This is a genomic window from Rhizobium johnstonii 3841 (assembly GCF_000009265.1).
In the GTDB taxonomy this organism is placed as follows: domain Bacteria; phylum Pseudomonadota; class Alphaproteobacteria; order Rhizobiales; family Rhizobiaceae; genus Rhizobium; species Rhizobium acaciae.
The window spans coordinates 4,833,253-4,845,797 of sequence record NC_008380.1; the positions used below are offsets into that span (position 1 = coordinate 4,833,253).

Consider the following 12,545-nt stretch of genomic DNA (forward strand, 5'->3'; position numbering starts at 1 on the left):
CGAGCAGCCGCTGATGGCGTTGCGACCATCTCGCGACAGACACGTCAAGGACGACCATCCCTGGTGGCTGGTCGCCCTCGTCACGATCGGCATCGTGCTTGCCGCCGTCATTGTCGCCAACGATATCTATGCCCAGGTCTTCCGCACCGTCGTCAACGGTGTCGGCGTCACCGTCTTCGTCACGCTGGTCGCCTTCGTGCTCGCCACCGTGCTCGGCCTCGGCATCTGCCTGCTTGGCATGGCCGACAGCCAGGTGTTGCGTCAGATTGCGCGCTTCTACATCGAGATCATCCGCGGCATACCGATCCTCGTGCTGCTGTTCTACGTCGCCTTCGTCGGCGCGCCGGCTCTGGTCGCAGCCTACAACTTCCTGATTTCGCCGCTGGTGACATCAGGTATGGCCGAGCCCATTCTGGTGCGCGACCTGTCGCTGATGTGGCGAGCGATCATCGCGCTGACGGTCGGCTATTCCTCCTTCATCGCCGAAATCTTCCGGGCCGGTTTCCAGTCGGTCGATCTCGGCCAGATCGAGGCGGCCAAGGCGCTTGGCCTGTCACGTTACCGGCGCTTTCGCTCCGTCGTCTTCCCGCAGGCGATCCGGGTGATCTTCCCGCCGCTCTCCAACGATTTCGTCTCGATGGTGAAGGACAGCTCGCTCGTCTCCGTGCTTGGTGTCGCCGACATCACCCAGATGGGCAAGGTCTATGCCGCCGGCTCCTTTCGCTTCTTCGAGACCTATTCGATCGTCACCTATATCTATCTGATCCTGACGATCGGCCTGTCGCTGGCGCTGCGGCGGACGGAGAAATGGATGAAGTCGCGGTAAGCGATCAATGCCCGCCGCGCCGCCGAGAGGCCGCAGAGCGCCTGCTGATGATTCAAATTGAAGCCGCCGCGAAAAATCGCTATATGCAGGGCCATGGAATCCAAGTTCAGATGCATTGGTGCGCATATTTTCGTGCTGCAGGACCACTATCGCCTGCCGGCACGGTTTTTTGCATGCGTGTCCGGTGCGCTCAACAGCCGACTTCGTTGATCGAATGACGGCCGGCGGAGCCTGATCTGCCATTTCTCGATTTTCCAAAAGCTTTAGAAAAACGGACTTAACGCCATGAGCGCACCGCGTACCCTCTACGACAAGATCTGGGACGATCATCTGGTCGACGAACAGGCAGACGGCACCTGTCTTCTCTACATCGACCGCCACCTGGTCCACGAAGTGACCTCGCCGCAGGCTTTCGAAGGCCTGCGCATGACCGGCCGCAAGGTTCGCGCGCCGGAAAAGACGCTCGCCGTCGTCGACCATAACGTTCCGACCTCGCCCGACCGCCATCTCGGCATCAAGAACGAGGAAAGCCGCATCCAGGTGGAAGCGCTGGCGACCAATGCCGCCGAATTCGGCGTCGAATATTATTCGGCAAGCGACAAGCGCCAGGGCATCGTCCACATCGTCGGTCCGGAACAGGGCTTCACCCTGCCCGGCATGACAATCGTCTGCGGCGACAGCCACACCTCGACGCATGGCGCCTTCGGCGCGCTGGCGCACGGCATCGGCACCTCCGAGGTCGAGCATGTGCTGGCGACCCAGACACTGATCCAGAAGAAGGCAAAGAACATGCTGGTGCGGGTCGACGGCCAGCTTCCGCCGCACGTCACCGCCAAGGACATCATCCTTGCCATCATCGGCGAGATCGGCACCGCCGGCGGCACCGGCCACGTCATCGAATTTGCCGGCGAAGCGATCCGCGCGCTGTCGATGGAAGGCCGCATGACCGTCTGCAACATGACGATCGAAGGCGGCGCCCGCGCCGGCCTGATCGCCCCTGACGAAAAAACCTTCGAATACATCAAGGGCAAGCCGCGCGCGCCGAAGGGCGAGGCGCTGGAACAGGCAATCGCCTACTGGAAGACGCTGCAGACCGACGAGGGCGCTCATTACGACCGTGTCGTCGTGCTCGACGCCGCCAGCCTGCCGCCGATCGTTTCCTGGGGCTCTTCGCCCGAGGATGTCATCTCCGTTCAGGGCATCGTTCCGAACCCGGATGACATTCCGGACGAAACCAAGCGCACCTCCAAGTGGCGCGCGCTTGACTATATGGGCCTGAAGCCGGGCACGAAGATGACCGACATCACGCTGGACCGCGTCTTCATCGGCTCCTGCACCAACGGCCGCATCGAGGATCTGCGCGAAGTCGCCAAGGTCGTCGAAGGCAAGACGGTTGCCCCAACCGTCGACGCGATGATCGTGCCGGGTTCCGGCCTCGTCAAGGAACAGGCGGAAGCCGAAGGCCTCGACAAGATCTTCAAGGCCGCCGGTTTCGACTGGCGCGAGCCGGGCTGCTCCATGTGCCTTGCGATGAACGACGACCGTCTGAAGCCGGGCGAACGCTGCGCTTCGACCTCGAACCGCAACTTCGAAGGCCGCCAGGGCTTCAAGGGCCGCACGCACCTCGTCTCGCCGGCAATGGCCGCCGCAGCCGCGATCGCCGGGCACTTCGTCGATATCCGCGAGTGGAACTGATCCGTCAAAACGGATGACAATCAAAAGCCCACCGATGCCCCTGCGCATCGGTGGGCTTCGCATTTATGGCACCCCGTGCCTTCGGCACCTGGTGGGTAATGCTCCCACGGGCTCGTCAGTGAATGACCCGCGTTCTTGATTTCACCCGTTCGGGCAATCGACATCGGAGAATGCCTGTGGCTTCATCGAGATGGCGCTTTCAGACGCATCTCGCGCGACTTTCGACAGGCACGCTTTCGGGCGTCCATTGCCGGTCCCGGCGATCAACCCGCCTGGTTGTGCCAGCAAAGCTCCGCGTTGTGTGATCTGGGAGAATAGCCATGAGACAGAAAATGGCAGGACGCCTGCCGCGAACCATCCTGGGCCTGTTCGTATCGCTGGCATCGATCGATGCCACCGCGGCTGCGCCGATCCATCCGGCAGCATCACCGATCAAGGTCTCTTCCGGCTTGTGGCAACAGGTCGCGCAAAGCAAGGCACCGTCTCTCAATGGCTATCGCGGCTATAGCAGCGCCCGGCCCGGCTATATCAAGAGCTCGAATGGCTATTGGTATCCCTCGCGCGCCTTCGCTTCGGACGATTATACCGGTTCGATCGGGCGTCCGCGGCGCCTGAACAATGCCTGCAACTTCGGTTTTACCCCGACCAACGGATCGTCCAAATGTAACTATTGAAGCGGCAGGCCCGCATACAAAGGCCGCCGCGGGTGATCTCTCCCGAGGCGGCCGCTGATTGGCTGGCAATGATGGAGACGGCGATCAGAAGGTTGCCGTCATCGGATCCGGTCCCATACGGGCACCGGCGCTGTCGAGCTTGGCGATCGCGGCCACGTCGTCGGCATCAAGCTTGAAGTCGAACACCTGGAAGTTCTCCTCGATGCGCGCCGGTGTCACCGATTTCGGGATGACGACGAGGCCGGTGTCGATGTGCCATCGGATGATGACCTGAGCCGGCGTCTTTTGATGCTTTTTGGCGATCTCACCGATATCGGCGTTCGAGATGAACTTGCCCTGGCCAAGCGGGCTCCAGGATTCTGTGGCGATACCAAGCTTCTTGTGAACCTCCTGCGCCGCCTTCTGCTGGAAATCGGGATGCAGCTCGATCTGGTTGATGACGGGAACGACGCCGGTTTCGCCGATGATGCGCTCGAGATGTTCAGGATTGAAATTCGACACGCCGATCGAGCGGGCGCGGCCCTCTTCCCGGATGCGGGCGAAAGCCTTCCAGGTCTCCGTATAGAGGCCGCGATGCGGCGACGGCCAGTGAATGAGGTAGAGGTCGACATACTCGGAACCGAGCTTTTTCAGGCTGCCGTCGAAGGCACGCAGCGTATTGTCATAGCCCTGATCGGTATTCCTGAGCTTGGTGGTGACGAAGATGTCCTTGCGGTCGAGGCCGGAAGAGCGGATGCCTTCGCCGACGCCCTCTTCGTTGTCGTAGCCGGAAGCGGTATCGATGTGGCGATAGCCGGCGGCGATCGCAGTACGCACGGTGGGAGCGGCAATATCCTGCGGCGTCTGCCAGACACCGAGGCCGACTTGCGGAATGGAATGTCCGTCATGGAAAGTGATGATAGGTTGAGCGGTCACAATATATCTCCGGGAGTTTGAAGAATCGGACGAGGCATGAATTGCGCCCCCTTACAGCGCCGCGCGTCTTTTAAGACGCGCAAAGGACGCTGTAACACTTTCAATTGCTGCGCAATTCAGCCGGAGCGTTCGGTCACCGGAAGCATATAGGTGACCGCATCCGGAAGACAATCAGACGACGCGGACAATCGTTCCCTTTCGAAGGTGAGGCAGCAGGCGGCGCATGTCACGCAGGCTCACTGCCACGCAGCCCGCCGTCGGCTCGTAGCCCGGCTTGATGAGATGGAAGAAGATCGCCGAGCCGCGATTGCGCGCACGCGAGGAGATGTTCCAGTCCATCACCAGGCAGATATCGTAGAGCCCGTCGCTGCGCCGCATCTCCTCGTGACTTGCGTTGAATGGCGCCCGGACGAGGCGGTTGTAGCTGGCACTGTCGGACTGATCGCACCAGAGCATGTCGGGGCGGATGCGGCGTATTGAAAGCGGAGTGACGAGCCGGCCGTTCCGCTCGCCGCGCCGGAAACCCGATATCAGCCGCATCGAGGCGATCGGCGTGGCGCCGTCGCCCTCGCGTTTCATCACGGTGCGGCCGGAGCGGCCGATCGCAGCAGGCACGGTGATGGCGCCAAGCCGGACGATCGCCCGGCTCTTGCGCCCCGGCGCAGCACGCACCACGATCGTCGACGGCGGCATACCCGGCCTCTGCCTTGCTTTTTCCATTTTTCTCGCATGTCGTGCCTTGTCTGGGGCTTCGATTGAAATCATATCGAAACCGGCCCGGCAACACCCGTTGCCCGATCCTTGCCAAACCAGGAATTTGGCGTAGGACTAGGGGACTTAACATGAGGACGCAAACGGCATGACCGCACGCACCATTCTTCTGGTGGATGACGACGATGACCTTCGGCAGACGCTGACAGAGCAATTGTCGCTGTATGAGGAATTCACGGTTCTGCAGGAAGCCAACGCCGGCAAGGGTGTCGCGACCGCCCGCTCGACGCCGATCGACCTGCTGATCATGGATGTCGGCCTGCCCGATATGGACGGCCGCGAGGCAGTGAAGCTGCTGCGCAAGGGCGGCTTCAAGGCACCGATCATCATGCTGACTGGCCACGATACCGATTCGGACACGATCCTCGGTCTCGAAGCCGGCGCCAACGACTATGTCACCAAGCCTTTCCGCTTCGCCGTACTGCTGGCGCGCATCCGCGTGCAGTTGCGCCAGCATGAGCAGAGCGAGGACGCGACCTTCACCGTCGGCCCCTACCTCTTCAAGCCGAGCCAGAAGCTCCTGACCACCGATAACGGCCAGAAGATCCGGCTGACGGAGAAGGAAGCGGCGATCATCCGCTATCTCTACCGCGCCGAACAGAAGGTCGTTACCCGCGACGTACTGCTTGAAGAGGTCTGGGGCTATAATTCCGGCGTGACGACGCATACGCTGGAAACCCACGTCTACCGCCTGCGCCAGAAGATCGAGCGCGATCCCTCCAATGCCGAAATCCTCGTCACGGAAAACGGCGGCTACAAGATCATACCCTAGAGCAGTTCCGTTTTTCTCCGAATCACGGAAATGCTCTATCTCTTTGTTTTCACGCAATTCCCGGCAAAAGCGTTTCACGCTTGGCCTGGCAAAACCGCCAAGCACTTTTGCTGGAATTGCTCTAAGGCGAAAAGCCCGCATGGCGCTGACCGACGACATCCACATGCTCGCGCAGCTTCCTCTGTTCAAGGACATGAACGAGGATCAGCTGCGGTTGATCGCCTTCGGCGCCGACCGGCGCATGATCGCTGCCGGTCAGATGCTGTTTCGCCAGGGCTCGCCCGCCGAGAGCGCCTATGTCATCCTCAGCGGCAGTCTGGAGCTGAGCGCAACGAGCAACGACGGCATGCAGAGGACAGAGGGGATCGCCGGTCCCGGAACCCTGGTTTCCGAGCTGGCGCTGGTGACGCTGGTGGAGCGCAAGTTCACCGCGGTAGCGCGCGAGGACACCAGCATCATCCGCATTACCCGCGCCCTCTTTCATCGGCTGATCGAGGAATATCCAGACGCAGCCCGGCTGATCGAGAACCGGATCCGCGACAATCTTGCCGAACTCGCGGCAAAGGCCGCAAGCCAGTTCTACCGCTTCAGTTGATCCCTAGAGCAGTTCTCCGCTTTACGAAAAGCTGAACCGCATCGCTCTAGAAATCGAAATGCGCCGTGACCGGTACGTGGTCGGAGGGCCGGTCCCAGCCGCGCGCCTCCTTCAGGATTTCGATTCGCTTGAGATGCGGCCCGAGATCCGACGACGACCAGATATGGTCGAGACGACGGCCGCGATCGGCGGCCTCCCAATCCTTGGCGCGATAGCTCCACCAGGTGTAGAGTTTCTCGTTTTCAGGCACATGCTGGCGCATCAGATCGAGCCAGGCGCCGCGCTTCATCACCTCGAGCAGCCCCTCGGTTTCGACAGGCGTATGGCTGACGATCTTCAGAAGTTGCTTGTGCGACCAGACGTCATGCTCCAGCGGCGCGATATTGAGGTCACCGACAAGGATGGCTGAGGTGTTGGCCTCGCCATTGGCTTTCAGCAGCTTCATCTCCTCGATGAAATCGAGCTTGTGGCCGAATTTCGGATTGATCGTGCGATCCGGCTCGTCGCCGCCGGCCGGGACATAGAAATTATGCAGCCGGACTCGACGATTGCCGTGCTCGAAGATAGCAGAGATGTGGCGCGCATCGCCGACGCCGCAATAATCCTGCCGGTGATCCTCAGCCAACGGAATACGCGAGGCGATCGCCACGCCGTGATAGCCCTTCTGGCCATGGATGATGATGTGATTGTAACCCATCGCCCTCAGCGGTGCTGCCGGAAACAGGTCGTTCGTCACCTTGGTTTCCTGCAGGCAGAGAATATCGGGCCTGTGCTTGAGAACGAGCTGCTCGACGATGGGCATGCGCAGCCGCACCGAATTGATGTTCCAGGTGGTGATCGAAAAGCCCATGCCCATGCCCTTTCACGCCCAACGCGTACCGCGCAAACCGTGCAACGGTTTCCACGCGATGCGCTTTCATGAAAGGGCTTTAGAACAAAGGCGGACGCGAGGGAACCGGCCAAGAGCATGATGCCGAAAAGTGTGAGCGGTTTTCGGACGACATCATGCTCAAATCGTTGATTGAGATCCGGATGTTTTCAAGCCAATCGGCCTGAAAACATCCGGATCTGGTCAAAGCGGCCGGCGATCAACCGAAAAGGTCTCAGTCGCGCGACTGAGGCGTGCCTGGAATGGTCTCATAGGGCACGCGGAAGACGCGATCGTCGAACTGCATGCCGGTTTTGACGTTGAAGATCATCACCGAGGTGTCCTTGCCCTGATTGTCGGTGATCGTCCACTGACGCAGGTCGTAGGTTTTCGGGTCGAACATCATGGTGATGGTGGAGTTTCCAAACACCGTATTGTTGCCGAGCGCGATCGTCGTCAGGTCAGACTCTTCCTTCACGCCCTTCACCATGCCGGCCGAAAGGTCGATACGCCGCGCCAGGAGCAGGCTGAGCGGCGTCTTGGAGAGCGGATAGAGATCCCAGGTCTTCAGCTTCGTATTGCCGATGGCGACGTTCCTGCCGTCGGCGATCACCCGCATCGGCGAGGGAGCGTCATAGTTGAAGCGCAACTTGCCGGGGCGCTGGATGAAGAACTTGCCGCCGGTCTGTTCGCCGCGCGGACCGAACTGCACGAATTCGCCCTGCATCGTCGTGACGCCGGAGAAATGATCGGCGATCGCCTGCGCGGTGCCGGAGGCGGGAGCTGCCGCCTGCGCGTAAGCGCCGAGGGGAATGGCGCTCGCCATCGCAGCGACGGCGAAGGCGCCGAGAAGGTCGCGGCGCGTTACCGTCAGGCCGGAGAGGAAGGTATCGGAGTGACTCATCTAAATCTCCTTTATGCGATCTGCATGCTGCCGAAAGGCGGCGTCTTCAAGGCGTTGCGATCGGCCTGCGAAAGGTAACGGCTTCGACGCTATCAGGTTTCCGCAAAAGCGGCTGTATTGGAAATATATGCCTGTTCTGTCAGCGGTCGAGGATGTCGCCTTCGGTCGGAACGAGGATCTCGCGTTTGCCGGCATGATTGGCCGGTCCGATGATGCCCTCCTTCTCCATGCGCTCGACGAGCGAGGCAGCACGGTTGTAGCCGATACCAAGCCGGCGCTGGACGTAGGAGGTCGACGCCTTGCCGTCGCGCAGCACGATGGCGACCGCCTGGTCGTAGGGATCTTCCGATTCGGAAAGATTGGACGTGCCGGCCGGGCCGCCGCCGCCGCCGTAGTCGCCGTCTTCGTCGTCATCGGCGGTGATCGCGTCGAGATATTGCGGCGAGCCCTGAGTCTTCAAGTAGGAGACGATCTCTTCCACCTCGACATCGGAAACGAACGGGCCGTGCACGCGCTGGATACGTCCGCCACCCGCCATGTAGAGCATGTCGCCCATGCCGAGCAGCTGTTCGGCGCCCTGTTCGCCGAGAATGGTGCGGCTGTCGATCTTCGAGGTCACCTGGAAGGAGATGCGGGTCGGGAAGTTCGCCTTGATCGTGCCGGTGATGACGTCGACCGACGGACGCTGTGTCGCCATGATCACGTGGATGCCGGCCGCACGGGCCATCTGTGCCAGACGCTGGACGGCGCCTTCGATATCCTTGCCGGCGACCATCATCAGGTCTGCCATCTCGTCGATGATCACGACGATGTAGGGCATCGGCCGCAGATCGAATTCTTCGGTTTCGTACATCGCCTCGCCGGTATGGCGGTCGAAGCCGGTCTGCACCGTGCGCGAGATCGCCTCGCCCTTCGACAGCGCCTGCTCGACGCGGGTGTTGAAGCCGTCGATGTTGCGGACGCCGATCTTCGACATCTTCTTGTAGCGCTCTTCCATCTCGCGCACGGTCCATTTGAGCGCGACGACGGCCTTCTTCGGATCGGTGACGACAGGCGAAAGCAGGTGCGGGATGCCGTCATAGACGGACAGTTCGAGCATCTTCGGGTCGATCATGATCAGCCGGCACTGTTCCGGCGTCATGCGGTAGAGCAGCGACAGGATCATTGTGTTGATGGCGACCGACTTGCCGGAGCCGGTGGTGCCGGCGACGAGCAGATGCGGCATCTTGGCAAGATCGGCGATCACGGCTTCGCCGCCGATCGTCTTGCCGAGCGCCATGGCGAGCTTCGCCTTGCTGCCCTCGAAATCCCGGGAGGCGATGAGTTCACGCAGATAGACGGTCTCGCGCGTCTGGTTCGGCAATTCGATGCCGATCGCGTTGCGGCCGGGCACGACGGCGACGCGGGCGGCAATGGCGCTCATCGAGCGGGCGATATCGTCGGCAAGGCCGATGACGCGCGACGACTTGATGCCGGGCGCCGGCTCCAGTTCGTAAAGCGTGACGACGGGACCGGGACGGACATGGATGATCTCGCCCTTGACGCCGAAATCTTCGAGCACGCCTTCGAGCATGCGGGCATTCTGCTCCAGTGCATCGGCCGAAAGCGTGGAGTCGCGCACGACATTCTTCGGTTCGGCGAGCAGATGCATCGACGGAAGCTGGAAACCCTCGGGGCGGATAAACGAACCCTGCGCCTCCCGCTCGATGCGGGCGCTGGGCTTCGGACGTGCGACGACGGGAACGACGCGCGGTTCCGGCTTGCCGGCCGCTTTTGCCGGCGCGCGAATCATCCAGTCGTCGTCATCGTCGTCGGGCAGGATATCGGCCGGGCGCGGCGGCATGTCGTTATCGAAGGGCAGGTCGTCGTCATTCTCATCGTCGTCATCGATGGACATCGACGGCGCGGAGACGATGCGCCGCGGCGAAGCCGTCCTTGCCCCCATCGATGGTTCCATCGAGGGTTCCATGCGCTCACCGCGGACGGTCGGCGCCTTGGCGCGAACGGGCTCGTTCAGCGTGCCGAACTCGTCATCGTTGAAATCATAAGGTGATTCGTAATCGCCCTGGCGCCGCTTGCGCGGACCCATGCCGACCAGCCGGCGCAGTCGGGCCTGGCTCATGTACCAGGCATGCGTCACGGCGCCGCTGAGAGCGACCCAGCGGGACTCGTCTTCCTCCTCGTCCTCGTCTCCGACGACGCGGGCCTTGCTACGCGTATCGACGTAGTCTTCCTCGATCTCCTCGTCGGCGTCGCTGCGGCCGACAAGGCCTGATGCAAAGAGCATCAGCCAGGCGGTCGGCGCGGCGAAGATGCAGCCGACGACCATGGCGAAGGTGCCTGTGGGATAAGCACCGACGAAAAGTGCGGGAAAACGCAGGATCATGTCGCCGATGACACCGCCGATGCCGTTCGGGATCGGCCAGGTGAGCGGCGGCGGAAAGCAGCCGAGGACGGCGCAGGAAAGCACCGAACCGCCGAACCAGGCGCCGGCACGGGCAGGAATCCGGCTGAAGCGGCGACCCGAGATCAGCGTCAGCGCCCAGGCGACGATCGGCAGCATCGAAACGACGCTGGCAAGCCCGAGGAACTGCATGACGATATCGGCAAAGGCAGCCCCGCTGTAGCCGAGAATATTCGTCGGCAGGTTGGCGGTCGCATAGGAATAGCTCGGATCCGCAACATTCCAGGTCGCCAGTGCCGCGACGCAGAACGCCAGCAGCAGAAAGATCGCAAAGCCGATAAGCGCCTGGATCTGCCGCAGCATGAATGCCGAGAAGGAGAACCGATCCGGACGGCCATCCATTGCCGGCGACGTGCTTCTTGCCATGTGTCTAACCCGTCCAATGCCTGAGGACACGCGAATCGCTGAAGCTTCGCCGTGCCAAAATGCGTCCGCTCTACCTAATCAGAGCCGGGTTAAAGCGATGTTAACCATGCATGCCTGGACGACAATTCCGAACCGGGAAATGAAAAAGGCCCGAACCTTGAAAGGTCCGGGCCAAATGCGGTCTATGGTTAGATAGGCCGCGACGGGCCGTGAAGCGGCGCCCTTCTGCCGGGCGCCGCAAACCCTGTGATCAAGAAGAGTGGTAGGCGGCTTCGCCGTGCGTCGAAAGGTCGAGACCTTCGCGCTCGGCTTCGACGGTCACACGCAGGCCGATGACGACGTCGACGATCTTGAAGAGGATCGCCGAGCCGATACCGGACCACAGCAGCGTCGTCAGCACGCCCTTGGCCTGGTTCCAGACCTGGGTTGCCGTGCCGGCATAGGAGGCTGCGAAGTCGGCTGTGGAATAATCGACGATGCCTGCACCACCGAGTGCCGGGTTGACGAGGATACCGGTGCCGAGAGCGCCAATGATACCGCCGATGCAATGGACGCCGAAGACATCGAGGCTGTCGTCGTAGTTGAACTTGTTCTTCACGACGTCGACGAAGAAGTAGCAGACCGGCGAAACGATCAGGCCGAGAACGATCGCACCCATCGGGCCGGCAAAGCCTGCCGCCGGAGTGATGGCAACGAGACCGGCGACCGCACCGGAAGCACCACCGAGCATGGAGGCCTTGCCGCGGGTCAGGCTTTCGACGATGCACCAGGACACAGCGGCAGCAGCCGTTGCGACGAAGGTGTTGATAAAGGCAAGCGAGGCATAGGCATTGGCTTCGAGGTTAGAGCCGGCGTTGAAGCCGAACCAGCCGACCCAGAGCAGCGAGGCGCCGACCATGGTCAGCGTCATCGAGTGCGGAGCCATGATTTCCTTCTTATAACCCGTGCGCTTGCCGAGCATGATGGCGCCGACGAGGCCCGCAATACCGGCATTGATGTGAACGACCGTGCCGCCGGCAAAGTCGATTGCGCCGTAGGAGAAGATCAGGCCGGCCGGCGAGGTGTAGGAGCTCGGACCGCCCCAGAACCAGACCATGTGTGCCATCGGGAAGTAGATGAAGGTGACCCAGAGCACGACGAAGAGCATGACGGCCGAGAACTTGACGCGCTCGGCGAATGCGCCGACGATCAGGCCGGGGGTGATGCAGGCAAACGTCATCTGGAACACGATGAAGGTGTATTCCGGAATGGCGACGCCCTTCGAGAAGGTTTCTACGAGCGACGAGGTGTTGACGCCGGCAAGGAAGGCCTTGGAGAAGCCGCCGACGAAGCTGTTCAGCGAACCACCGTCGGTGAAGGCGAGCGAATAGCCGTAGGTCACCCAGATCAGCGCCACGACGGCCGTGATCATGAAGACCTGCATCAGCACCGAGAGCATGTTCTTGGCACGGACGAGACCGCCGTAGAAAAGCGCAAGGCCCGGGATGGTCATCAGAAGGACGAGCGCCGAGGAGACGAGCATCCAGGTATTATCACCCTTGTCCATGGTGAGAGCAGGAGCAGCAGCGGCGGTGGCGGCCGGCGCAGCCTCCTGCGCGAAAGCGACGGCCGGCGCCAGAAGGGCGGCCGAAGCTGCGCAAACACGCGCAAAGGTGGAAGAAAACTTCGAAATTGACATTGGAAAAAGCTCCTTGA

12 protein-coding genes are annotated in these 12,545 nt (G+C 61.6%); 6 read left to right on the forward strand and 6 right to left on the reverse strand.

Annotation, left to right across the window (positions count from 1 at the left end; translation table 11 throughout):
- The first annotated feature begins 13 nt into the window (after positions 1–13).
- The 4 genes from RL_RS23460 (at position 14) to RL_RS23470 (ending at position 3,195) form a co-directional block, all read left to right on the forward strand.
- Positions 14–826 (forward strand): amino acid ABC transporter permease, encoded by an 813-nt coding sequence (locus RL_RS23460; protein ID WP_003543672.1) that lies wholly within the window; start codon positions 14–16, stop codon positions 824–826.
- A complete protein-coding gene (locus RL_RS40005; RefSeq protein WP_162039360.1) occupies positions 808–1,044 on the forward strand; it encodes a hypothetical protein in 237 nt (78 codons plus the stop codon). The genes RL_RS23460 and RL_RS40005 overlap by 19 nt, the downstream gene beginning before the upstream one ends.
- Before the next feature lie 67 nt (positions 1,045–1,111).
- Complete coding sequence (leuC, locus tag RL_RS23465) at positions 1,112–2,521, forward strand: 3-isopropylmalate dehydratase large subunit (RefSeq protein WP_011653910.1); 1,410 nt, start codon at positions 1,112–1,114, stop codon at positions 2,519–2,521.
- 320 nt (positions 2,522–2,841) lie between these two features.
- Positions 2,842–3,195, forward strand: coding sequence for a hypothetical protein (locus RL_RS23470; protein ID WP_011653911.1), 354 nt, complete (start codon positions 2,842–2,844; stop codon positions 3,193–3,195).
- A gap of 84 nt (positions 3,196–3,279) precedes the next feature.
- Here RL_RS23470 and RL_RS23475 read toward each other — a convergent pair whose 3' ends face one another.
- Positions 3,280–4,110, reverse strand: a complete 831-nt coding sequence (locus tag RL_RS23475; RefSeq protein WP_011653912.1) for an aldo/keto reductase — start codon at positions 4,108–4,110, stop codon at positions 3,280–3,282.
- A gap of 171 nt (positions 4,111–4,281) precedes the next feature.
- Entirely contained in the window at positions 4,282–4,803 is a 522-nt protein-coding gene (locus tag RL_RS23480; RefSeq protein WP_011653913.1) for a L,D-transpeptidase family protein, read from the reverse strand.
- Between the two features lie 166 nt (positions 4,804–4,969).
- Between RL_RS23480 and RL_RS23485 the strand changes: the two genes are divergently transcribed.
- On the forward strand, positions 4,970–5,653 hold the full coding sequence (locus RL_RS23485; RefSeq protein WP_011653914.1) for a response regulator transcription factor: 684 nt from the start codon (positions 4,970–4,972) through the stop codon (positions 5,651–5,653).
- Between the two features lie 139 nt (positions 5,654–5,792).
- Positions 5,793–6,248, forward strand: coding sequence for a cyclic nucleotide-binding domain-containing protein (locus tag RL_RS23490; RefSeq protein WP_011653915.1), 456 nt, complete (start codon positions 5,793–5,795; stop codon positions 6,246–6,248).
- A gap of 46 nt (positions 6,249–6,294) precedes the next feature.
- Here RL_RS23490 and RL_RS23495 read toward each other — a convergent pair whose 3' ends face one another.
- The 4 genes from RL_RS23495 to RL_RS23510 form a co-directional block, all read right to left on the reverse strand.
- Positions 6,295–7,098: an exodeoxyribonuclease III gene (locus tag RL_RS23495; RefSeq protein WP_011653916.1), complete on the reverse strand. Its 804-nt coding sequence runs from the start codon at positions 7,096–7,098 to the stop codon at positions 6,295–6,297.
- Between the two features lie 253 nt (positions 7,099–7,351).
- Positions 7,352–8,020: an outer membrane lipoprotein carrier protein LolA gene (locus RL_RS23500; protein WP_011653917.1), complete on the reverse strand. Its 669-nt coding sequence runs from the start codon at positions 8,018–8,020 to the stop codon at positions 7,352–7,354.
- A gap of 139 nt (positions 8,021–8,159) precedes the next feature.
- A complete protein-coding gene (locus tag RL_RS23505) occupies positions 8,160–10,850 on the reverse strand; it encodes a DNA translocase FtsK (RefSeq protein WP_011653918.1) in 2,691 nt (896 codons plus the stop codon).
- Between the two features lie 250 nt (positions 10,851–11,100).
- On the reverse strand, positions 11,101–12,528 hold the full coding sequence (locus RL_RS23510; protein ID WP_011653919.1) for an ammonium transporter: 1,428 nt from the start codon (positions 12,526–12,528) through the stop codon (positions 11,101–11,103).
- Positions 12,529–12,545 lie beyond the last annotated feature (17 nt).